Consider the following 23,893-nt stretch of genomic DNA (forward strand, 5'->3'; position numbering starts at 1 on the left):
CCCTGATTGCCGCCAGGGTCAGTTACACAAAAGTGAAGTTATTTTGCTTCCAGCCAGGCAGTTAACTCTGCCATCACGGTTGCAAACTTCTCGTTTAGTGGCGCGCCACCTTGTGCTAAGTCAGGTTTACCACCACCTTTACCACCAAGCTCAGAGGCCAAGTGTTTGATGATGTCACCTGCTTTAATAGACGCAGTGAAGTCTTTTGCAACGGATGCAATCAGGCTCACTTTGTCACCCTCTACACCGGCAAGTACAATCACTGCGTTGTCTAATTTTGATTTCACACCGTCATGCAGGTTGCGCAGTGCTTTGGCATCCATACCCTGAACAGTGGTAATAAGTGTTGCACGGCCAGCAATGGTCTGAACTTGGCTTAAAAGTTCACTCGCTTGCAGACTGGCCAGTTTCTGATTCAGCTGTTCAATCTGTTTTTGCAGGCTAGATGCTGTTTCAACAATTGCTTCAACTTTCTCAATGGTTTGCTCTTTCTGTGCTTTTAACAGCGCATTAATGGTGTTGATGTCACGATCAGCTTTTTGCGCAGCTTCAATCGCTTTGGTGCCTGTCACCGCTTCAATACGACGCACGCCTGCAGCCACACCACCTTCAGAGGTTATTTTGAACAGACCGATGTCACCGGTGCGTTTCACGTGAATACCGCCACACAGTTCAATCGAGAAGTTTTTCTCTTCAATTACTGAACCCATAGACAGTACGCGAACTTCATCACCGTATTTTTCACCGAACAGCATCATCGCGCCTTTGGCTTTGGCCGATTCGATATCGAGTAACTCAGTTGTTACTGGTGTGTTGGCAATCACTTCAGCATTCACCAGACGTTCAATTTCTTGCAGCTGTTCAAATGAAACCGGCTGATCGTTGGCAAAGTCGAAACGTAATACGTCTGATGCAACCAGTGAACCTTTTTGCTGTACGTGTGAGCCCAGAATTTGACGCAGCGCAGCGTGCAGCAGGTGAGTGGCAGAGTGGTTACGCGCAGTCGCAGCACGAATGTCCGCTTTGACAATTGCTTCCACGTTTTGTGCTGCTTTCAGGCTACCCATGGTTACAATACCCTGGTGTACAAAAGCGCCGCCCGATTTTTTGGTGTCTTGCACTTCAAAAATACCGGTGTCGTTTTTGAAAATACCGGTATCACCGATCTGACCACCGCTTTCTGCATAGAATGGCGTCTGGTTCAGGACGATCAGTGCTTCATCACCTTCAGCGACTTCGTCAACCTGTTCGCCATCTTTATAGATGGCAATGATTTGACCTTGACCTGCAGTGGCATCGTAACCATCAAACTGGGTTTCACCATCCACTTTGACTACGCTGTTATAGTCGATGGCAAATTTACCGGCATCACGTGCACGTTGACGCTGTGCTGCCATTTCAACTTCAAAGCCAGCTTCATCAATGGTTAGGTCGCGTTCACGGGCAATATCTGCGGTTAGGTCGGTCGGGAAACCGTAAGTGTCATACAGTTTAAATACCACTTCGCCTGGAATCACAGAACCTTTTAAGTTCGCCAGTTCACCTTCAAGCAGTTTTAGACCTTGCTCAAGTGTTTTGGCAAACTGTTCTTCTTCTTTCAGTAATTGCGCTTCAATACGTGCTTTTTGAGCTTCCAGTTCGGGATACGCCGCACCCATTACTTCAATCAGCGGTTGCAGCATTTTGTGGAAGAATGAACCGGTTGCACCGAGTTTGTTACCGTGACGTACAGCACGGCGGATAATACGGCGCAGTACATAACCACGTCCTTCGTTAGACGGATTGACACCATCTGCAATCAGGAAGCAGCAAGAACGGGCATGGTCAGCCACCACTTTAAGTGAAGCTGGATATTGTACCGGTGTGCCTTTTTCTTTGGCTTCAGCTTCTAGTGCAGAGGTATCTAGACCAATAATTTCAGCTGCCGCTTTTAAAAGATGCTGGAACAGGTCAATTTCGTAGTTGGAGTTGACGTGCTGTAATACGGCAGAAATACGCTCCAAGCCCATACCGGTATCGACCGAAGGTGCTGGAAGTGGGTGCAGTACGCCATCCGCTGTGCGGTTGAACTGCATGAAAACGTTGTTCCAGATTTCAATGAAACGGTCGCCATCTTCTTCAGGTGTGCCTGGTAGGCCACCCCAGATATGATCGCCATGGTCAAAGAAAATTTCAGAACATGGGCCACATGGACCGGTATCACCCATAGCCCAGAAGTTATCAGATGCGTATTTCTCGCCTTTGTTGTCGCCAATACGGATAATACGTTCTGGCGCTAAACCGATTTCCTTGTTCCAGATGTCGAATGCTTCGTCATCGGTGTGGTAAACCGTGGCATACAGTTTGTCTTTTGGCAGGGCTAACCATTCATCACCGGTCAGGAATTCCCAAGCAAACTTGATCGCATCACGCTTGAAGTAATCACCAAAAGAGAAGTTACCTAACATTTCAAAGAAGGTGTGGTGACGCGCGGTATAGCCGACGTTGTCTAGGTCGTTGTGTTTACCACCGGCACGTACACATTTTTGTGAAGATACGGCACGGACATAATCGCGCTTTTCCAGACCTAAGAAACAATCTTTAAACTGGTTCATACCAGCATTGGTGAACAGCAACGTTGGGTCGTTGGCGGGAACCAGAGAACTCGACGCGACACGTGTATGCCCTTGCGATTCAAAGTAACGCAAAAATGCTTCACGAATTTCAGCTGATGTCATAAAACGAGTACTCACAACCAAGTCACTCCATAATTCTCGATTTGGCTAAAAGCATAACAGTCTGACAAGATTTTCTCTGCTGTTATACGGGCTTAAAATTTAAAAACGCCAAATTATAACGGAAAAAGCCACACTCACCAATGATTTTAAAGTGTTTTGATGACAAATCTGCGGCGAAAACCCAAACCTCAAAGTCATCTAATCTGCTGTGAAATCACAAGCTGTTGTCATTGCTGCGGTTTAGCCAGTTACCGTGCATCCTGCTTCTTTTTATCAAGCAGAAAATAGTGCTGCTAACTGCTTAAATATTGGACAGGTTTAAATTAATTGCTGAGTTTGGCAGGAATTATTCGCCGTGTCTGGCGGAAATCCTTTAAAATAAGCACAGACAAGATTGATGTGCAGTTTGAAGGAATACGGATGCAACGAGTGGCGATTAATGGCTTTGGGCGAATTGGGCGAAATGTACTGCGTGCCTGGTTTGAAAATCCTAAAGAATTTCATTTTGATATTGTCGCGATTAATGACGTTGCCGATGTTGCCACGCTACTACATCTGTTTAAATACGATTCAACCCATGGCCGTTTTCCGGGGCAGGTAGAAATCCAGCTGGAACAGGAACAGATTTATCTGTGCATACAATCGGGTGAGGCCAAGTTGAAAGTTCATGTGCTGAGCCAGCCACAGCCGGCACAGTTGCCATGGCAGCAGTTAAATATTGATGTGGTGCTGGAATGTACCGGCCTGTTCCGTTCGCGTGAAGCCGCAACCCAGCATATTCATGCCGGTGCCAAACGGGTGATTATTGGCGCAGCACCGTTTGACACGGTTGATGCCGCCATTGTTTACGGGGTCAATCATCATGAGGTCAAAGCCTCAGACCAGATTATTTCCAGTGTTTCCTGTACCACTCAGGCCTTGGTGCCGTTGGTTAAAATTGTGGATGATGCTTTTGGTATTGAAACCGCGCTGATGACTGAAATTCATGCTGTCACGGCTGATCAGTCGGTGCTGGATCATGCGCACCGTGATTTACGCCGTGCACGTGCATCCGGTCAGAATATTATTCCAACCACCTCAAGTGCTTTAGGCGCCTTAAAACAGGTGATGCCCAAAATGGAAAACCGTATTGATGGCTATTCGATTCGGGTGCCCACCATTAATGTCGCCGCCATTGATGTCAGCTTTATTTCCCAGTCACCCATTACCGTGCATAAATTGAATGAAGTGCTGGTGAAAGCCGCGCAGCAGGATTATGCCGAAATTATGCAGGTCACCGATGAGCCACTGGTATCGAGTGACTTTAACCATTCGCCGTATTCTTTAATTGTCGATCTTACCCAGACCATGGTGGTCGGGCATCAGGCCAAAGTCTTTGCCTGGTATGACAATGAATGGGGCTATGCCAACCGTTTACTGGATTTATGTGAATCTTTTGCCCATCAGGCGCATTAATTTCTATCTGTCTAAATCTTTGCCTAAGCTTGGACTGTACGATGGTAGTCTAACCGGGCGAAATGCGATAACAGCCGAGTATTGACAGGTTGGAGGCGATTTTTCGCCTTTTTGCTATATTTTTCGTTAAGATAAAACAAAACAAATAAGTCGAGCACTACACATGATGTTTATTCTACTTTGGGGATTTATTTTACTGTTGGCCGTAGCGGTGATTTTTCTGATCTGGCTGCAGTTTAAAAACCAGCATGATCATTTGAATCGCCAAAGCGATAATCATCAGCTTGAAAACAAAGTCATCAGTCTGGAAGAAAATCTGAAAAAGACTTTAGAGATCATGCAGGATCTGGCCAAGAAAATGCACGTGCAGCAGGAAGCGCTGGATAAATCGGCGCAGCGCATTCATCAGCTGGAAACCCAGAATGTTGAGCTGGTCAATTTAATTACCCAAGTGCTGGATCCGAATAAAGTCAAATAAGTCTTTTTTAAGCATATCAACGCAGGGCAGAGGGAAGATGATTTCCATCTGCGCTGAAAAAAAGATGATAAGTTTGGGATGTGTCCAGCTCCTTTATCTTCTTCAGCAAAAACAGCTTTTACTCTCGAAATGACAGCTCCAGCCGGGCAGGATTGCAATGGAATTGATCAGACAGAGAAAATTATCAAATTTGCGATGCACAGCCCATTTGATCGTGCTAAACTAGGAGAAATCGGGTGTGCTCCCGATTTTTTTATGCGGATTTGTTCCGCGCAGACAAGAATTTAGGTTTACAACATGCCCATTTCAGAGACATGGTTATTACCTGATGGTGTAGCTGATGTATTACCAGAACAAGCGCAAGTCATCGAAACATTGCGCCGTAATTCACTGGATTTCCTCGCATCTCGAGGTTATCAGTTGGTGTACACGCCATTTATTGAATATATCGAATCTCTCTCTTCTCTTTCAGAATCGAATCAAGATTTAGACCTGGCCACGTTCAAGGTGATTGACCAGCTGTCGGGCCGTCTGCTTGGCGTGCGTGCCGATATGACGCCACAGGTGGCACGTATTGATGCGCATGTGCATCCGGTAGATGGTGTGGCGCGTTATTGCTACGCTGGTACGGTTTTGCATACCAAGCCACAGGGCTTTAATACCACCCGTGCACCTTTGCAACTGGGTGCCGAACTATTCGGTTCCGACAGCATTGATGCCGATGTGGAAATGGTTGACCTGATGATCAGCCTGATTCAGGAAGCCGGTCTGGCCGATGGTATCCATCTGGATTTAGGTCATGTGGGTCTGTTCCGCAGTCTGGTACAAAAAGCTGGTCTGAACAAAGCCACTGAGCGTCAACTGTCCGACTTATATCAGCGTAAAGCCTTGCCAGAACTGGCGGACTTTACCCAGGATTTAGCCTTTGGTTCAGATTTCTATGCGCTCGGCCGTTTTGCCAGTGATCTGGATGCACTGGAAGCTCATTTAAGCACCGATGTGCTGGCCAATGTGGAATTCAAACATGCCTTTGATGCGGTAAAAACCACCCAGGCAGAAATTCAGGCACGCTGGCCAAATCTGCATATCGGGATTGATGTGGTAGAACTGCGTTCGTATCACTACCATACCGGTTTAATGTATGCCGTTTATGCACCAAACCGTGCAGCACCACTGGCTCAAGGCGGCCGTTATGATGGTATTGGCCAGCATTTTGGTCGTGCCCGTCCGGCAACCGGTTTCTCTTGCGACTTATATGCGCTCAGCGCCGGTCGTTTCGAAGCCAAATCGGTGGTGGTTGCACCAAAGGGCAATCAGGCAGATTTATTGGCTGCAATTCAGGCCACCCGTACCCAGGGCTTAAGTGTAATTCAGTTATTGGGTCAGGATGATTTAAGCTCTGTACCGTATGCAACTCACCAGCTGGTGAATCGTAACGGTGAGTGGACGGTCGAAAAAATTTAATCGCCAGCGCATGTGTTCATGTCACATGCGCCTGGTTTTCAATTTTAACAGCATGATGTAATGAGGCTATTATGGGCAAGAATGTTGTGGTACTTGGTACCCAATGGGGCGACGAAGGTAAAGGTAAAATCGTCGACCTGCTCACAGATCAAGCGGCTGCGGTAGTACGTTATCAAGGCGGACACAACGCAGGTCATACTCTCGTGGTTGGTGGTAAGAAAACTGTATTACACCTCATTCCATCTGGTATTTTACGTGAAAACGTACTGTGCTTAATTGGTAACGGTGTGGTGCTTTCACCTGAAGCGCTGATCAAGGAAATGACCATTCTTGAACAGGAAGGCGTGCCAGTTAAAGAACGTTTACGTATTTCTCCAAACTGTCCATTAATTCTTCCGAACCACATTGCGCTGGATCAGGCACGTGAGAAAAAACGTGGCAATGCCAAAATTGGTACTACCGGTCGTGGTATTGGCCCTGCCTACGAAGATAAAGTGGCGCGCCGTGCAGTACGTGTGGCTGACCTGGTACGTGGCGGTGACGCATTACGTGCGCAGCTGGCTGAATTGCTGGATTACCACAACTTCCAGTTAACTCAATACTACGGTGTTGAAGAAGTTAAACTGGATGACGTGATTGCGCTGTGTGACCAATGGCGCGAAGTGATTGCACCATTAGTGGTGGATGTAACCACTGAAATTCATAATTACCGTAAAAACGGTGACAACATTATGTTTGAAGGTGCGCAAGGTTCATTGCTGGATGTTGACCACGGTACTTATCCGTATGTGACTTCTTCAAACACCACTGCGGGCGGCGTAAGCTCAGGTTCAGGTTTGGGTCCATTACATCTTGACTATGTGCTGGGTATTACCAAAGCCTACACCACACGTGTGGGTGCTGGTCCGTTCCCAACTGAGCTGGTCTACGACGCGGCAAATGATGTGGGTGATGCAATTGGTAAACACCTGGGTACAGTGGGTCACGAGTTTGGTGCATCTACTGGCCGTCAACGTCGTTGTGGCTGGTTCGATGCAGAAATCCTGCGCCGTTCAGTCGATGTAAACTCACTGTCTGGAATCTGCCTGACCAAGTTAGACGTATTGGATGGTTTAGAAGAAATTAAAATCTGTGTTGGCTATGAAAACACCGATTCAGGTTGTGTCGGTTCTTCTGACGCGCTGGCTTATGAAAACTTGAAGCCAATTTACGAAACCATGCCAGGCTGGTCTGAGTCAACTGTGGGGGCGACCAGTGTTGAACAATTGCCTGAAAATGCAATCAACTACATCAAGCGTCTTGAGCAGTTAATTGAATGTCCAATCGACATCATTTCAACCGGTCCAGACCGTGCAGAAACCATTATTCTGCGCCATCCGTTTGAAGCTTAATCGTTTAAGCTGAAATGAGAAAACCCTGTGCCTGCACAGGGTTTTTTATTTTTGGCCGAGAAAAATACTGCGCCATCTTGAGAATTCCCTGATTTTGTTTATAGTGCTAAGCACTTTCGAACAATTAGAGAATGTTATGAAATATAAGAACTTAGCCATTGGAATTGTACTGGCAGCGCATTTGACGGGCTGCGCCACTGTGGCAGAATTGGCCGGGGCAGATTCAGCGACCTTAAACTTAAACGCCAGCCAGAGCTATCAGCAAATGTTGCAGGAAGCTGAGCAGAAAAAGGTGCTAGATACCCGTTCTGCCACCTATAAGAAAGTCAATCGTGTGTTTTTAAAGATGAAGCCCTATGCTGACCAGATGAACCAGACCGGGCAGACCTTTGAGTGGCAGGTGGCCGTCATTAAATCGCCTGAAATTAATGCCTATGTGGCCCCGGGTGGCAAAGTAGTGTTCTATACCGGCATTGTTGAAAATCTGAAACTGACTGACAATGAAGTCGCGGCGATCATGGGCCATGAAATGGTACACGCACTGGAAGAACATGCCAAAAGTAAAATTGGCGCCCAGACCCTGACCAATCTGGCGGTTAGTATTGGCTCGCAATATGTGGGCCAGTCGGTGGGTGGTTATGGTGGTTTACTGCTGGATTTGGGCAGTCAGTTTGGGGTGGGGTTGCCTTATTCGCGTAATCTGGAAAGCCGCGCCGACAAAGGCGGTTTACTGTTAATGGCCAAAGCCGGTTATGATCCGAATGCAGCCATTACGCTCTGGCAGAAAATGAATGCCAACGATGCCCGTGGAAATAGCGCCATTGCCAAGTTTATGTCGACCCATCCCAGCAATAATGACCGTATTGCCGCATTACAGCAGATGATGCCGGAAGCAATGCAGTATTACCGCGCTGCGAAGTAATTCAAGACTAAAGTTGCACAGATCAGCACTGTCTATTCAGATGGTGCTTGCTAGAATAAAACACAGCAAAAACATTGGGTCAGGCAGGATGCATAAAAATATTTCAAGCACCGTTTTCTATTCGTTATTATTTGCCATGGGCGGTGCACCGACCATTGCGATGTTGCTGATTCTGTTACAAAAGCATGATCCGAATATTATGTATCAGGCCTTTATTGGTCTGAGTGTGATTTTTGCCTGTATTTTGGTGCCACTGGTACTGATCCAAAACGCCTATTTATTCTATAAACGTAAAAATCCGGCACTGGAAGAGAAAATGGAAGTGGTTTCGCAGATGTATCTGGGCCTGAATATTTTCTGTCTGGTATTCTGGATTTTCTATCAGTTTGCCTATTAAGGCCGTATTTCGCTCGTTGCTGCTGATGTAGCTACAGTTTACACAGCACTGCCATTGTTTACATAAATGATATGATTATGAAGCCATTTCAGATTTAAAGCATTGAAATGATTTCATATAATTCATGAGTATGTGTATAGCCGAATGGCGGAGATTATTATAATGAACAAAAAATTGGTATTGAGTTTTTGTGCCGCAAGTGCAATCACTTTTTCAGGCTGTACCACCGTGGCCGATATGGCCGGTGCAGATACCGCAACCCTAAATGCAACCGCGGCGCAAAGTTATAGCCAGATGGTGCAAGATGCGCGTAACAAGGGGCAGCTGGACACCAGTTCGAGTACCTATAAACGTATTAACACGGTGTTCCAGCGTTTAACACCGGTTGCCAACCAGATGAACCAGACTGGTCAGCCATTTAGCTGGCAGCTGGCAGTATTAAAATCTGACCAGATTAATGCCTTTGTCGCGCCCGGCGGTAAAGTGGTGTTCTATACTGGTATCGTCAATAAACTGAACCTGACCGATGCCGAAATTGCTGCGATTATGGGCCATGAAATGGTGCACGCTCTAGAAGAACATGCCAAGAGTAAAATTGGCGCGCAGGCACTGACCAATCTGGCTTTAAATATCGGTTTAAGCGCTGCAGGCAGTAACGTTGGCCAGTTAGGCGCTGCAGCGGCACAATTGGGTGCACAGGTGGGTGTGGGCTTGCCATATTCACGTAATCTGGAAAGCCGTGCCGATGAAGGTGGTTTAATGCTGATGGCGCGTGGTGGCTATAACCCGCAAGCGGCAATTACCTTATGGGAGAAAATGAACCGCTTAGAAGGTGGTGGTGGGGCATCGTTCCTGTCGACTCACCCATCGAACAGCCAGCGTATAGCAGCGATGCGTGAGAACTTGCCAGCTGCTCAGGCCATTTATAACCAGAACCGTCGTTAAGCTTCTGGGTTTAAAATAGATTTAAAAATGCCTCATATGATGAGGCATTTTTTTATGCATGAGGTTGATGGAATTTGATTGAAAGCCATCAAGGCGCTGGGTTAGGCTGCTGACGGTGAATCGCTTCAATACCTTGTAAAATGTCATCGGACAGATTGACTTCAAAGGCATCAATATTTTCTTTTAGCTGCTCCAGTGAAGTCGCGCCAATAATGGTACTGGTGACAAAGAACTGCTGCTTAATAAAAGCCAAAGCCAGTTGGGTTAAACTGAGGCCATGTTGCTCGGCCAGTTGCGCATATTGCTCTGTGGCCCATTCACTTTCTGGATTGCTGTAGCGGTTAAAGCGTGAATACAGGGTGACACGCGCATTGGCCGGACGGGCGCCATGCCGGAATTTCCCGGTTAAGTAACCAAAGGCCAGAGGAGAATAAGCCAGTAAGCCGACGCCTTCATATTTGGCAATTTCCGACATGCCAATTTCATAGGTGCGATTCAGCAGGTTATACGGGTTTTGTACGCTGACAAATTTGCTTAAACCGAGTTTTTCCGCCAGATGCAAAAACTTCATGGTGCCCCATGGGGTTTCATTGGAGAGGCCAATATAGCGAATCCGGCCGTTCTGGATTTCCTGCTGCAATGCGGTCAGGGTTTCTTCAAGGTCGGTGACATGCTGCTGTGCATGGGCTTCGGTATTGCCATAACCCAGTTTGCCAAAGAAGTTGGTCGGGCGCTGTGGCCAGTGCAGTTGGTATAAGTCAATATAGTCGGTTTGCAGGCGTTTCAGGTTGCCATCCAGGGCAGTGCGAATATCGGTAGCGTTGTAACGGGTTTGACCATCACGAATATGGCTGCCGCCTTGAGCCGGTCCGGCAATTTTTGAGGCCAAAAACAGCTTGTCCCGTCCACCGCGCGTCTTGAGCCAGTTGCCAATCATGACTTCGGTGGCACCTTGAGTTTCTGGTTTCGGTGGCACCGGATACATTTCGGCGGTATCCCAGAAATACAGGCCACGTTCCAGCGCATAATCCAGCTGGGCAAAGGCTTCATCCTGGGTGTTTTGTTCACCAAAGGTCATGGTGCCCAGACAGATTTCAGGCAATAAAATACCGGTATCAGCAAGGGGATTGAACTGCATAAGATGTCCTTATTCAAAATATCATCAAGCGAATAGGGACTAGGCTAAACCATCGCAGGCAGACTGTTAAATCAATATTTTAGGTTAGTTTGTAAATATTTTTCACATAGCGAACAGGCATAAAAAAGGCAAATCCGAAGATTTGCCTTAAGCATGCTGCAGTTTAAGACTTATTCATCATCAAACTGTTCATCTGCTGCATCATTTTGCTCTAAAGAGGCATCAAAAATCAGAATGGCTTTACCATCAGTTTCGATCATGCCTTGTTCTTCCAGGGTTTTCAGAACACGGCCGACCATTTCACGTGAACAGCCAACAATGCGGCCAATTTCCTGACGGGTAATGCGGATTTGACGGCCATTTGGCAAAATCATGGCTTCAGGCTGCGCAGACAGGTCAATCAGACAACGCGCAATACGGCCTGAAACATCAATGAAGGCCAGATCGGTCACTTTACGCGTGGTATTTTTTAAACGGCGCACCAGTTGGGCAAATACCGCATAGCTTAAATCTGGATATTGCTTGCTGAGCTCGTGGAAGTTTTCATAAGTCACTTCGGCAATTTCACAAACGTCACGTGTGCGTACTTCTGCAGTACGTTGTGGATTTGCTTCGAATAGACCCATTTCCCCAAAGAAGTCACCCGGATTCAAATACGCCACAACAATTTCGCGATCATCATCTTCACGCAGAATGATGGAAACAGATCCTTTCAGAATCAAATAAAGTGATTTTGATTCAGACCCCGCATCAACAATTGTGGTCCGTTTCGGATAACGGTTGATATATGCACGTTTTAATAATGCCTTGACTGAATCTGGTAATTGACCAGGAGACAGGGCATCGGTGCTTAATTGTGAAAAGTTTGAAGTCATGCTAAAGGTTCCGAAAATGGATAAATAATAGATCGCACAAGACCTAGTATGAACTTGTCACACAGTAGAGATGAAATTCCTTATCAACTCAAATTATGTTAGTGTACAGGCACCTTGTAAATTTATAGTTTTTTTGAAGGACTTGCAATGCAAACGAGTGTTCATTGGCTAGAGAATGTTGCTTTTGAAGCAAAATCGGAAAGTGGCCATAGCGTGGTGATGGATGGTTCTGCCGAGTATGGTGGAGAAAACCGTGGACCACGTCCCATGGAGCTCATTTTAATGGGACTTGGTGGTTGTGCATCGTTTGATATTGTGACCATTTTAAAGAAATCACGTCAGGATGTGACTGGTGTGGTTTGTCAGCTGAAAGCAGAACGTGCCGATTCGATTCCGGCGGTGTTCACCAAAATTCATCTGCATTTTGTGGTGACAGGCAAGGCAGTCAAGGAAAAGCAGGTCGCCAAGGCAGTTGAATTATCCGCAGAAAAATACTGTTCAGCCAGCAAAATGCTGTCAGATGGTGGTGTTGAAATTAGCCACGATTTCGAGATTATCGAAGCAGAATAATCATGACTATAAAGTCATGTAAAAAGTCGGTTAATTACCGGCTTTTTTATTTTTCCATGGTTTTAGATCTCGCAAAAAATTGGCCGCAATGGGCAGAGCTCTCAAAATATGTGTTTCCTGTTACATAGGTCGCAGCTGCATTACTGTATAAAAATAATCCTGATGCTGACTTGAAATTGGCCGGTCACAGACCAATATTATAATTGAGTTATATCTGTTGCATTAAAATAACAATTTGAAAAATATATGAAAAATCATTTGAAATTGCCAAAAGTACTCCCATATATGTTTCAAGTAAAAAAATTGTTGTGAGGAATAACAAGAATGCGTTTTGAAAAATTTACAAATCGCTTACAGCAAGCTCTCTCCGATGCGCAATCGCTGGCGATGGGCAAAGACCATACCGCCATTGACGGCATTCATGTCTTGGCCACTCTGTTAGAAGAAGCATCCAATGTCAGCTTGTTACAGCAGGCCGGTGCCCAGTTGCGTGATTTGCAGAGCAAGTTGCAGCAGGCACTGAATGATGCGCCAACGCTAGCCAATCCGACTGGCGACATTAATTTAAGTCCGGAAGCGGTTAAAGCCTTAAACTTGGCCGATAGCTATGCCCAGAAAGCGGGCGATGAATTCCTGTCTACCGACTGGGTATTACTGGGCCTGAGCGAAGTTGGGGCCACTAAAAGCTTATTGAACAGTATCGGTGTCAGCGCAGACAGTCTGCGTCAGGTGATTTTAAAAATTCGAGGTGATGAAAAAGTGATGAGTAATAATCATGAAGATCAACGTGATTCACTCAATAAATACACTGTAGATTTAACCGAACGTGCGCTGGCTGGCAAGCTCGATCCGGTGATTGGTCGTGATGATGAAATCCGCCGTACCGTACAGGTCTTGTCACGTCGGACCAAAAATAACCCGGTACTGATTGGTGAGCCTGGGGTCGGTAAAACCGCAATTGTAGAAGGTCTGGCACAGCGTATTGTGAATGGTGAAGTGCCAGAAAGCTTAAAAGGCAAACGCGTGTTATCGCTGGACCTGGGTTCATTGCTGGCCGGTGCCAAATATCGCGGCGAGTTTGAGGAGCGTTTAAAAGCGGTCCTGAAAGATCTGGCCAAGCATGAAGGCGAAATCATCCTGTTTATTGATGAGTTGCATACCCTGGTTGGCGCAGGTAAAGGTGATGGCGCGATGGATGCCGGCAACATGCTGAAACCGGCGCTGGCACGCGGTGAATTACGCTGCGTGGGGGCAACCACGCTCGATGAATATCGTCAGTACATTGAAAAAGATGCCGCCCTTGAGCGCCGTTTCCAGAAAGTGCTGGTCGATGAGCCAAGTGTCGAAGACACCATTGCCATTTTACGTGGTCTGAAAGAGCGTTATGAAGTCCACCACGGGGTGAAAATTCTCGACTCGGCGATTATTGCTGCAGCGAAAATGTCACATCGTTATATCACTGACCGTCAGTTGCCCGATAAAGCCATTGACCTGATTGATGAAGCAGCATCGCGCATCAAGATGGAGCTGGACTCTAAACCGGAAGCGCTGGATAAGCTGGAACGCCGTCTGATTCAGTTAAAGCTGCAACTTGAAGCTGTGAAAAAAGATGAAGATGCCGGCAGCCGTGCAGAAGTCAGTCATCTGGAAAAACAGATCGAAGACGTCCAAAAAGACTATAACGATCTGGAAGAAGTGTGGAAGTCTGAAAAAACTCTGGTCGAAGGCACTAAGCAGATTCAGGCGCAGCTGGATCAGGCGCGTATTGCCTTGCAAAAAGCACAGCGTGAAAATGATCTGGGCGAGATGTCGCGTCTGCAATATGGCGTGATTCCGGAACTGGAAAAACAGCTGGCCCAAGATGAGCTGGTGGAAGAGAAAGAAGAACCGAAGTTATTGCGCAATAAAGTCACCGATAACGAAATTGCGGAAGTGGTCAGCGCAGCCACCGGTATTCCGGTTGCGAAAATGCTGCAAGGCGAGCGTGAAAAACTGCTGCAAATGGAAAGCTTCCTGCATCAGCGTGTGGTAGGGCAGGATGAAGCGGTGATTGCGGTATCCAATGCGGTGCGCCGTTCACGTGCCGGGTTGTCGGATCCGAACCGTCCAAGTGGTTCTTTCCTGTTCCTGGGTCCAACCGGTGTCGGTAAGACCGAGTTAACCAAAGCCTTGGCCAATTTCCTGTTTGACAGCGATGACGCCATGATCCGGATTGATATGTCCGAATTTATGGAAAAACATTCAGTCAGTCGTCTGGTCGGTGCGCCTCCGGGCTATGTCGGCTATGAAGAAGGCGGGGTATTAACCGAAGCCGTACGCCGTAAACCATATAGCGTGGTGCTGTTTGATGAGGTGGAGAAAGCCCATCCGGATGTATTTAACATCTTGCTGCAGGTGCTGGATGATGGTCGCTTGACCGACTCGCAGGGCCGTGTGGTGGACTTTAAAAACACCGTGATTGTAATGACCTCGAACCTGGGTTCAAGCGATGTGCGTGAACTGGGCGATAATCCAAGCCGTGATGATGTACGCAATGTGGTGATGGCGGCCGTGTCTGAGCATTTCCGTCCGGAGTTTATCAACCGTATTGATGAGCTGGTAGTATTCCATGCCCTGGAAAAAGCGCAGATTCGTGGTATTGCCGATATCCAGCTGGACCGTTTACGTGCCCGTCTGGCCGACCGCGATATCAAGTTAACGGTAGATGATTCTGCCTTTGACCAGCTGATTGAAGCCGGTTTTGACCCAGTTTACGGTGCGCGTCCATTAAAACGTGCCATCCAGCAACAGGTAGAAAATAATCTGGCGCAGAAAATTCTGGCCGGTGACTTCCAGCCGGGAGATACCATTGTGATTACGGCAGATGCAGGCCAACTGGATTTCCAGAAGCTGAAACTGAACTAATCCGCACACGGTTCATCTAAACTGTTTAATCAAAGACCTGGCTTCGGCCGGGTTTTTTATGAAGGTATTTGCAGCAAAAAGCCGGGCAGATGTCGTGATTCACTCTACAAAGTAAGTCCACGCTGGATGATGAATAACAGCGTAAAGTTTCCGATGTAAAAAAGCCTGCTATGGGGTAGCAGGCTTTTTTATCGCTGATCGAATAAATTGCGAATAGAAAAGGATTAAATCATCCTTTACCATTCGCCGTCCTTGCCAATCATATTTTAGATTTGTGGATGCTGGATTTTCCAGGCGCGGTGAATCTTCTGGTTGCGCTTGAAATCCGGGCCAATGGTTTCATGGCTGATTTCCTGGATATCAAACAGTGCTGGTAAGGTTTCATCCATTTCAAAACCGCGATAGTTATTCGAGAAGTACAGGGTACCTTCGGTGGTTAAACGGTTCATGGCGCGTTTAATTAGCGAGACATGGTCACGTTGTACATCAAAAGTGCCGTAGAATTTCTTCGAGTTGGAGAAGGTTGGTGGATCAATAAAGATCAGGTCATATTGTTCATGTCCTTCTTTTAGCCACTCAAAACAGTCGCTGGCAAAGAACTGGTGTTGTTCATCGGCATGGTCGACGGTTAAGCCGTTTAAGACAAAGTTTTCTTTGGACCAGTTTAAATAGGTGTTGGACAAGTCCACACTGGTGGTACTGGCCGCACCGCCTAAAGCAGCATGCAAACTCGCCGTCGATGTATAGCTGTACAGATTGAGGAAATGCTTGCCTTTGGCTTCTTTGGCAATACGTAAACGAATCTGGCGATGGTCCAGGAATAAACCGGTATCCAGATAGTCAGTCAGGTTAACCAGAATTTTGGCTTGACCTTCCTGCACAATAAAGCGTTTCGATGCGGTACTTTGTTTGGTGTACTGGTTTTTACCTTCCTGACGGGCACGGGTTTTAATAAACACAGCATCACGGCCTAAACCGGTCACGGCACGAATCGCTTGTAGCGCCAGGTTAAAACGTTTTTTGGCTTTTTCCGGATCAATTTTTTTCGGTGGTGCATATTCCTGCACATGCAGACGATCACCATATAAATCTACCGCGACATTAAAGTCTGGTAAATCGGCATCATACAAGCGCAGGCAGTAAACGTTTTCTTTAACCGCCCATTTCTTTAAAGCCTGCATGTTCTTTTGCAGACGGTTAGTAAAGTCTTCGGCACCTTCAATTGGTTCAAACTGCTGTGGCTGCCAGTCGGCCAGGAACGGTTTTACCACGGCTGATGGTTTGACCGTACCAAAGCGAATGTAAATTGGCAGCTTACCATTCATTAAACGCAAGGTTTGCGGCTCATTAAATGCCAGCACATCGGCCTGTTCCACCTGAGCTGCAATGACAGCAGCAGACTGGTTCGGGAAATGTTTTTGTAGCAGGGCTGACAGACCTAAATATAAGGCACGGTTCGAGGCTTTATCACCCAGACGCTCACCATACGGCGGGTTGGTCACCACAAAGGCAGTTTTGCCTTCGGCCTGAAAATCTGGCCAGTCTGACAAGGTGCGTTCTTCAATCTGGATATGATCGAGCAGACGTTCAAAACCGGCAGCAATAATATTCTGCTTGGTGGCTTTGACTGCTTCCCAGTCGGCATCAAAAGCATAGAATTTTGGCAGTGGCTGTTCCAGCGCCTGTTGATGACGCTCAGCCGCTTCTGCCTTTAATGACATCCACAGTTCATGGTCATGGCCATTCCAGCCATTAAAGCCAAAACGGCGTACCAGACCTGGCGCACGGTCGGTTAAAATCAGCAGGGATTCAATAATAAAGGTGCCTGAACCACACATCGGGTCCAGAATAATGTCCGGATTTTTTTCTTTGAGTTTGGCTTTTTGCAAAATTGCCGCGGCCAGGTTTTCTTTAATTGGCGCATCGGTCATAAAGCGGCGGTAGCCACGTTTATGCAGCGAATCACCGGACAAGTCGAGGCAATAGGTATGCTCGGTTTTGCCGGCCAGAATATAGAGGGTAATTTCCGGTTGCTTGGTGTCGATACTTGGACGGCGGCCTACCGCTTCCATAAAGGAATCGACCACACCATCTTTGGCGCGTAAGGTGGCAAACTGGGTATTGACCTTGATTTCGCGTTCCACATGCAGGCGAATGGCAAAGGTGCTTTGTGGTGCAAAAATCAGTGACCAGTCGAAGCTGATTGCACCTTCATAAAGCTCTTCAGCTACATCACGTGCGTCGTGATGGCGTTCCAGCTCATAAGTGTGAATTGGCATTAAGACACGGGAAGCCAAACGTGACCACATACAAATGCGATACGCCTGTTCCAAGCTGCCTTTGAAAATTAAACGACCCGGTAAACGTTCAATATTTTGAACCCCTAAACCTTCTAATTCCTCTTGAAGCAAGGTTTCAAGTCCATCTGCACAGGTGACCCAGTATGTAGAAAGACGCGGTTTCGAATGCATGTAAATTTCCAAAAGCAACAAAGCAATCTAATATTTTAACGTATTTTCACGGCTTTGGGCGGATGTTGTGCTGAAGATATACAAGATTTATTTGTACTAAAACCCACTTAAATTTGATCCATTTTCTATGCCTCCCAACGGTTGGTATATATTTTGCACAATAAATAATGATAACGAAAAATGACCTTAATTTTAAAATTGGAGAACGGGGAAAATATGCGAGTCGAAAGCAGTGATCAGTTAATTGCCCACAATGAAGCCTTTTCAGTGGCCACCTTATTGTATACACGTTTACGCCGGGTCAGCGGCAGGGTAATTGATGCCTTGTATCTGGTCGATCATCCGGGCTATGCCAAAGATGTGATTGAGCTGGCCTTAGCCACGGGAGATGCTGAATTAAGCCGTTATGCCGAACGGCTGACCAGGCTACTGGATTTAAATGCACCGTTGCTGAACCCGTTAGATGAGGTCATCGACGAGCAGGTTGAACCAGAAATTACCGAGGAGGAAATTTACCGGGCACAGGTGTCGCATCATTATATTGGCGCCTTGCGTTAAAACCGCCATCATCCGCATCAACAAGCTCTCGATTCTGAGGGCTTTTTTTTATCTATCTGCAAAAATAGCCTAAGCAATATTGATCAAAACCGGTTGAATTATCCTGTTGAATTTATGGTAATGATTGAAGAAAACTTGATTCACTGGCAGGAAAAGGGCTTTAAATGTTGAAATCTTCAGCGCCATCTTAGGGGAATCTCTGTATAATACGTTGACTTAACGTATAAGGAATCTCTCATGCACTTGGCGGCATTGCATACTCCGAGCCAGATTCAACTCAATAAAGATGGAAATCTAAAACATTTCATCACCATCGAAGGGCTTTCCAAACAAACCCTCACCAAAATTTTGGACACCGCGCAGTCCTTTTTTAATGACCAAAATCAGCTCATCACCAACAACCTGCTGGAAGGTCGTACAGTTATGAACCTGTTTTTTGAGAATTCAACCCGTACCCGCACCACCTTTGAAGCTGCAGCCAAACGTCTTTCGGCCAACGTGCTTAACATTGACATTGCCCGTTCCAGTACCTCTAAAGGCGAAACCCTGCGCGATACGCTGTGGAATTTAGAAGCCATGGCCGCCGATATTTTTGTGGTGCGTCATTCCTCTTCAGGTGCAGCGCATTTTATTGCCAAGGATGTCTGTCCAAATATCGCAATTATTAATGCCGGAGATGGCCGTCATGCCCATCCGACTCAAGCGATGCTGGATATGCTGACCATTCGCCGTGAAACCAAAAAAGACTTTGCTGACATGAGCATTGCCATTATTGGCGATATTAAACATTCGCGCGTGGCACGTTCTGATGTGGCGGCGTTACAAACTTTAGGTTGTAAAGATATTCGCGTGATTGCACCCAATACCTTGCTGCCATTTGGTTTTGGAGAATACGGAGCCGATGTACGCCTGTTTAATAAAATGGAAGATGGCATCCGTGACTGTGATGTGATTATTACCTTGCGTATCCAGAATGAACGGATTGATTCACCGGCGCTGTCCTCACCGGCAGAATTCTACAAAATGTATGGCCTGAACAAAGAGCGTCTGGCGCTGGCCAAACCGGATTGTATCGTGATGCACCCGGGACCGATGAACCGGGGTGTGGAAATTGATTCCAGCATTGCCGATGGTCCGCAATCGGTGATTTTAAATCAGGTGACCAATGGTATTGCGGTGCGTATGGCTGTGCTGGCACTGGCGATGCAGGGTCAACTGCAGGAACAAGGTTTAATTGAAGCGATTGCGGTATAAGGAATCAGTCATGCGTATTGTAAAAATTGAAAATGTCCGCGTTCTTGATCCAATGCAAAAGACTGATCGCGTGCAAACGGTATATCTGGAAAATGGCAAGCTGGTTGCAGAAACAGCAGATGTGACTGAAACCATTGATGGACAAGGCAAATGGCTGATGCCAACCATGGTTGATCTGTGCGCGCGGATGCGTGAACCGGGTCAGCAGCAGCATGGTACTTTAAAATCAGAAGGCAAGGCGGCACGTGAAAACGGTATTCTGCACGTGTTTACCCCACCAGATTCCAAGCCGATTGTGCAGGACAATGGTGCTTTGATTCACGGTCTGGTCGAAAAAGCCATGCTGGATGGTGGTATTTATTTACAGGTGATTGGCGCACAAACCCAAGGCTTGCAAGGCAAACAGCCTGCCAATATGGCCGGTCTGAAAAAGGGCGGCTGTACTGCAGTTTCCAATGCCAATGCATCCTTTGCTGATGATGATGTCGTGATTCGCACGCTGGAATATGCAGCCGGTCTGGACCTGACCGTGGTGTTCTATGCTGAAGAACCGCAAATTGCCAAAGATGGCTGTGTGCATGAAGGCTTTATTGCTTCACGTCAGGGCTTGCCTATGATTCCGGCGCTGGCCGAAACCGTAGCCATTGCCAAATACCTGTTGATGATTGAAGCGACCAAAGTCCGTGCGCATTTCGGTTTACTGTCCTGTGGCGCTTCGGTCGAGCTGATTAAAATTGCCAAAGAAAAAGGCCTGCCAGTAACCTGTGATGTGGCGATGCATCAGCTGCATTTAACCGATCAGGTGATTGATGGCTTTAACTCGCTGGCGCATGTGCGTCCACCGCTACGTGCTGAAAAAGACAAAGAATTGCTGCGTCAGGGCTTAAAAGATGGCGTAATTGATGCGATCTGTACCCATCATGAACCCTTAAGCAGTTCGGCCAAAATGGCACCGTTTGCTGAAACCTTACCGGGCTTTACCGCTTTTGATACCTTTGTGCCCTTGGGTGTGCAACTGGTTGAGGAAGGTCTGTTCAGTCCATTGGAATGGGTGCATACCGTGACACTGGCACCGGCGACGGTTGCGCAAATGGCAGATCGCTGGATGCAGGAAGCCGGCTGGATTCTGATTGATCCTGAACTGGAGTGGACGCTGGACAAAGACAGCATTCTGTCCCAAGGCAAGAACACGCCACTGATTCAGCAAACCGTGAAAGGCAAGGTAATTCAGACTTTCCTGGCCTAAATTCGCCTGTTCAAGAGCCAGCATTTGCTGGCTTTTTTTATGTTTTAATTTAAGTACATAAAGAAAAATACAATTATTTACAACGTCTAAAAAATGACCAGATACACTAAAAAATGCGAGTAGAACAATGACAAAAATGAGGCCATATCATGCAAACCAGATTGATAGAATTATTGAAAAATAGCGTGTCATCCATTGTGCTAGACGGGGAAACGGATTACCTCATTGAGAAAAACCGTGCCTTAAATGATTTTTATCCGGTATTTTTATCGGTGTTAAGACACCGGCCATCCCTCATTGACAGCCTGAGAAATCAGCTTAATCCGCGGCTGGCTGAAATTTTTGGTACCAACCTGAACCTGAAACAGCAGTTTCTGGAATTTAGCCGCGGTCAGGCGCCGGCAGATGAAATTGAATCCACCCTAAACCGGGCCATCGTACCAACCTTAGGTTTTTTAGAAAGTGAGGCCGGCTCGACCGATCCTGAGGCGATTGTGCATTTGCTTGATCAGCATATGCCGGACATTCAGGCTGCTTTGCCGGAATGGGCCGCTGCGCTGCTGGCCGGTTTAGGTGTCAATACCACTGCCGGGCAGACTATTCATCAGGCGCCTGAGTTATATGAAGAGGTGCCAGAGCAGAAGCGCTCGCCGTGGGTACCGATTCTGATTTTTATTATTCTGGCATTGTTACTGGCCTTTTTATTTAAAGCCTGTTCTGACCGTAATGAAGAAGAGGTGCCTGTTACCCAGGCAGCAGCGACGGAACCGGCCTATTTGCAGGTCAATACCGGTTCCAATGGCGATCTGGTCACCTGTCAGTTGTATCTGAACAATCCGGCTTATACCGACATTCTGCAAACAGAAGTTAAACGGATTTTTAACCATCCGACAGGTTGTGGGGTGAATAGCGCCAGTAATTATCATAGTGAATTTATTGATCAGGATGTGATTCCAACGGCACTGAAAATCCTGAAAGATGTGCCGAATACCAATATGACCTGGATGGGTGAGCAGATTGCGATTCAGTCCACCAATCCGGCAGATGCGCAGCGTGTGGCCAATCAGCTGCGTCCTTTGGCCAAGAATATGACCATTACGGTGCAGCAGGATCTCGATGTACAGACCGCCACACCAGCGACCACGACCGCAGCACAAGCCTTGGCCGTGATTAACCCGGATAATATTCAGGCGCTGGATGTCGCCACAGCCTTAAATCTGGAGGCGATTCATTTTGAGTCGGCATCTTCGACTGTACCGGAAGCCAATCAGCCAATTCTGGATCAGGCTGCGGCCTTAATCCAGCGTGCGCCGCATGTACATTTGACCATTAAAGGCCATACCGATGCAGTAGGCAGCAATGAAGCCAATAATCTGTTGTCCTTACGCCGTGCTGAAGCGGTACGTGATTATCTGGTACAACGCGGGGTTGATCCTTCCCAGTTACAGGCCGTGGGGTATGGCCAGCAACAGCCGATGGAACCAAATGCAACCCCAGAAGGGCAGTTCCAGAACCGTCGTATTGAGTTTGAAGTATTAAATACAGAAACCGGGGTGGTACGTGCGGTCGATGACCAAGGTATTGTCGAGAAAAAAGCAGAGTAAGGATTGAGTTAAGGAAATAGAAAAGGACGACGTCAAGTCGTCCTTTTTGGTTTAGTTGAAAAGCGGCGGTAGCGGTGGGGATGTATTCACGACCATCCGATGCCCGCTTTTAAAACCAGCCATTAAGCTGCATTACGTATTAAAGGCACCCCGGTGACTTTCTGGATTTCATCAAAACTGACCTCCGGTGCCAGTTCCACCAGCTGCACGCCGGTTGGGGTAATATCCAGAACGCCCAAATCGGTAATTACGCGATGAACCACGGCTTTACCGGTCAGCGGCAGGCTACACTGTGAAACGATTTTAGGTGTCCCATCTTTGGCGCAGTGTTCCATCAACACCACCACTTTTTGCACACCTGCGACCAGGTCCATGGCACCGCCCATACCTTTGACTTTTTTGCCCGGAATCATCCAGTTGGCCAGATCGCCCTGTTCAGAGACTTCCATGGCCCCCAGAATGGCAATATTGACATGGCCGCCACGGATCATGGCAAAAGAGTCTGCGCTAGAGAAAAACGAAGCACCTTGACGAGCTGTGACCGTCTGTTTGCCGGCATTAATCAGGTCAGCATCGACCGTGGCTTCAGTTGGGAATTCCCCAATCCCGAGCAGGCCGTTTTCTGACTGTAGCCAGACGTTGATATTTTCTGGAATATAGTTAGCGACTAAAGTTGGTAAACCAATCCCTAAATTGACATAGAAACCATCTTCCAGTTCTTGTGCGGCGCGCTGCGCCATTTGATTACGCGTCCAAGCCATGGTTTAAGCCTCCGCCTTTAAAGTCATTTGTTCAATACGTTTTTCAGGATGTGCATTTAACACAATGCGGTTGACATAAATCCCCGGCAGATGAATTTCATCTGGATCGAGCGCGCCAATCTCTACAATTTCTTCGACTTCGGCAATGGTGATTTTGCCCGCCATGGCACAGACCGGATTAAAGTTTTGTGCAGTTTTACGGAAAATCAGGTTGCCGGCCTTGTCGGCTTTATAGGCTTTGACCAGGGCAACATCGGCAGTTAAAGATTCTTCTAAGATATAATCCTGACCTTTAAACTGGCGCACTTCTTTGCCTTCCGCGATGACGGTACCGACACCGGTGGCGGTAAAGAAGGCTGGAATACCTGCACCGCCGGCACGTAATTTTTCTGCCAGCGTACCTTGCGGGGTCAGTTCAACTTCCAGTTCACCACTCAGGAACTGGCGTTCAAATTCCTTGTTTTCACCGACATAGGATGAAATCATTTTTTTAATCTGTTTGGTTTCAAGCAGCAGCCCCAGACCAAAACCATCGACACCGGCATTGTTGGAAATACAGGTCAGCTGTTTGGCACCGGTGTCTTTTAGCGCGGCAATTAATGCTTCAGGAATCCCGCACAGGCCAAAACCACCTACGGCCAGGGTCTGGCCATCCTGAACCACGCCATTTAAGGCGGCTTGTGCGCTGTCATAGACTTTATTTGCCATGTGTCACCTCTATTTTTTATCCTTTTTCAGCAGGT

General features: G+C 47.1%; 19 protein-coding genes. 13 read left to right on the forward strand and 6 right to left on the reverse strand.

The genetic code is table 11. From position 1 onward, the window contains the following. Window positions 1-38: 38 nt before the first annotated feature. Window positions 39-2,732 (reverse strand): alanine--tRNA ligase, encoded by a 2,694-nt coding sequence (gene alaS / locus FTT64_RS00095; protein WP_180103760.1) that lies wholly within the window; start codon window positions 2,730-2,732, stop codon window positions 39-41. A gap of 405 nt (window positions 2,733-3,137) precedes the next feature. On the opposite strand from alaS, the gene FTT64_RS00100 reads away from it, so the two are divergent. From FTT64_RS00100 to FTT64_RS00130, 7 genes are all read left to right on the forward strand, one after another. After that, window positions 3,138-4,172: a type I glyceraldehyde-3-phosphate dehydrogenase gene (locus FTT64_RS00100; protein ID WP_180181925.1), complete on the forward strand. Its 1,035-nt coding sequence runs from the start codon at window positions 3,138-3,140 to the stop codon at window positions 4,170-4,172. Between the two features lie 163 nt (window positions 4,173-4,335). Further along, the gene (locus tag FTT64_RS00105) at window positions 4,336-4,650 is read left to right on the forward strand and encodes a hypothetical protein (RefSeq protein WP_005177014.1); all 315 of its coding nucleotides are present in this window, start codon (window positions 4,336-4,338) and stop codon (window positions 4,648-4,650) included. Between the two features lie 297 nt (window positions 4,651-4,947). Then, on the forward strand, window positions 4,948-6,114 hold the full coding sequence (locus FTT64_RS00110; protein ID WP_104498237.1) for an ATP phosphoribosyltransferase regulatory subunit: 1,167 nt from the start codon (window positions 4,948-4,950) through the stop codon (window positions 6,112-6,114). Window positions 6,115-6,185: 71 nt separating this feature from the next. Next, entirely contained in the window at window positions 6,186-7,505 is a 1,320-nt protein-coding gene (locus FTT64_RS00115; RefSeq protein WP_005177019.1) for an adenylosuccinate synthase, read from the forward strand. 136 nt (window positions 7,506-7,641) lie between these two features. Continuing rightward, the gene (locus FTT64_RS00120; RefSeq protein ID WP_075166666.1) at window positions 7,642-8,427 is read left to right on the forward strand and encodes a M48 family metallopeptidase; all 786 of its coding nucleotides are present in this window, start codon (window positions 7,642-7,644) and stop codon (window positions 8,425-8,427) included. A gap of 88 nt (window positions 8,428-8,515) precedes the next feature. Continuing rightward, window positions 8,516-8,824, forward strand: coding sequence for a hypothetical protein (locus FTT64_RS00125; RefSeq protein WP_180181926.1), 309 nt, complete (start codon window positions 8,516-8,518; stop codon window positions 8,822-8,824). Window positions 8,825-8,986: 162 nt separating this feature from the next. Beyond that, entirely contained in the window at window positions 8,987-9,769 is a 783-nt protein-coding gene (locus tag FTT64_RS00130) for a M48 family metallopeptidase (RefSeq protein ID WP_005177027.1), read from the forward strand. A gap of 88 nt (window positions 9,770-9,857) precedes the next feature. On the opposite strand, the gene FTT64_RS00135 is transcribed toward FTT64_RS00130, so the two are convergent. Then, the gene (locus FTT64_RS00135; protein ID WP_180181927.1) at window positions 9,858-10,907 is read right to left on the reverse strand and encodes an NADP(H)-dependent aldo-keto reductase; all 1,050 of its coding nucleotides are present in this window, start codon (window positions 10,905-10,907) and stop codon (window positions 9,858-9,860) included. A gap of 170 nt (window positions 10,908-11,077) precedes the next feature. Further along, window positions 11,078-11,782 (reverse strand): cAMP-activated global transcriptional regulator CRP, encoded by a 705-nt coding sequence (gene crp / locus FTT64_RS00140; RefSeq protein ID WP_005177031.1) that lies wholly within the window; start codon window positions 11,780-11,782, stop codon window positions 11,078-11,080. A 147-nt stretch (window positions 11,783-11,929) separates the two neighbouring features. On the opposite strand from crp, the gene FTT64_RS00145 reads away from it, so the two are divergent. Further along, on the forward strand, window positions 11,930-12,352 hold the full coding sequence (locus FTT64_RS00145; protein WP_005177032.1) for an OsmC family protein: 423 nt from the start codon (window positions 11,930-11,932) through the stop codon (window positions 12,350-12,352). 324 nt (window positions 12,353-12,676) lie between these two features. Beyond that, a complete protein-coding gene (gene clpB, locus FTT64_RS00150; RefSeq protein WP_005177034.1) occupies window positions 12,677-15,256 on the forward strand; it encodes an ATP-dependent chaperone ClpB in 2,580 nt (859 codons plus the stop codon). A gap of 266 nt (window positions 15,257-15,522) precedes the next feature. On the opposite strand, the gene rlmKL is transcribed toward clpB, so the two are convergent. Then, window positions 15,523-17,727, reverse strand: a complete 2,205-nt coding sequence (gene rlmKL, locus FTT64_RS00155; RefSeq protein ID WP_075174773.1) for a bifunctional 23S rRNA (guanine(2069)-N(7))-methyltransferase RlmK/23S rRNA (guanine(2445)-N(2))-methyltransferase RlmL — start codon at window positions 17,725-17,727, stop codon at window positions 15,523-15,525. Window positions 17,728-17,943: 216 nt separating this feature from the next. On the opposite strand from rlmKL, the gene FTT64_RS00160 reads away from it, so the two are divergent. The 4 genes from FTT64_RS00160 (at window position 17,944) to FTT64_RS00175 (ending at window position 22,389) form a co-directional block, all read left to right on the forward strand. Then, window positions 17,944-18,285, forward strand: coding sequence for a hypothetical protein (locus tag FTT64_RS00160; RefSeq protein ID WP_016658379.1), 342 nt, complete (start codon window positions 17,944-17,946; stop codon window positions 18,283-18,285). A 237-nt stretch (window positions 18,286-18,522) separates the two neighbouring features. Continuing rightward, the gene (locus tag FTT64_RS00165; protein ID WP_152342319.1) at window positions 18,523-19,539 is read left to right on the forward strand and encodes an aspartate carbamoyltransferase catalytic subunit; all 1,017 of its coding nucleotides are present in this window, start codon (window positions 18,523-18,525) and stop codon (window positions 19,537-19,539) included. 10 nt (window positions 19,540-19,549) lie between these two features. Further along, window positions 19,550-20,785 carry a dihydroorotase gene (locus tag FTT64_RS00170; RefSeq protein ID WP_005177048.1) on the forward strand — a complete coding sequence of 412 codons (1,236 nt, stop codon included), beginning with the start codon at window positions 19,550-19,552 and terminating at the stop codon, window positions 20,783-20,785. Between the two features lie 149 nt (window positions 20,786-20,934). Further along, window positions 20,935-22,389 carry an OmpA family protein gene (locus FTT64_RS00175; RefSeq protein WP_180181928.1) on the forward strand — a complete coding sequence of 485 codons (1,455 nt, stop codon included), beginning with the start codon at window positions 20,935-20,937 and terminating at the stop codon, window positions 22,387-22,389. A gap of 122 nt (window positions 22,390-22,511) precedes the next feature. Here FTT64_RS00175 and FTT64_RS00180 read toward each other — a convergent pair whose 3' ends face one another. Together FTT64_RS00180 and FTT64_RS00185 are read right to left on the reverse strand one after the other, a co-directional pair. Next, the gene (locus tag FTT64_RS00180; RefSeq protein WP_005177056.1) at window positions 22,512-23,150 is read right to left on the reverse strand and encodes a CoA transferase subunit B; all 639 of its coding nucleotides are present in this window, start codon (window positions 23,148-23,150) and stop codon (window positions 22,512-22,514) included. Window positions 23,151-23,153: 3 nt separating this feature from the next. Continuing rightward, the gene (locus tag FTT64_RS00185; RefSeq protein ID WP_005177058.1) at window positions 23,154-23,858 is read right to left on the reverse strand and encodes a CoA transferase subunit A; all 705 of its coding nucleotides are present in this window, start codon (window positions 23,856-23,858) and stop codon (window positions 23,154-23,156) included. Window positions 23,859-23,893 lie beyond the last annotated feature (35 nt).

The sequence above is a fragment of the Acinetobacter sp. Q186-3 genome, assembly GCF_013420655.1.
Lineage (GTDB): Bacteria > Pseudomonadota > Gammaproteobacteria > Pseudomonadales > Moraxellaceae > Acinetobacter > Acinetobacter indicus.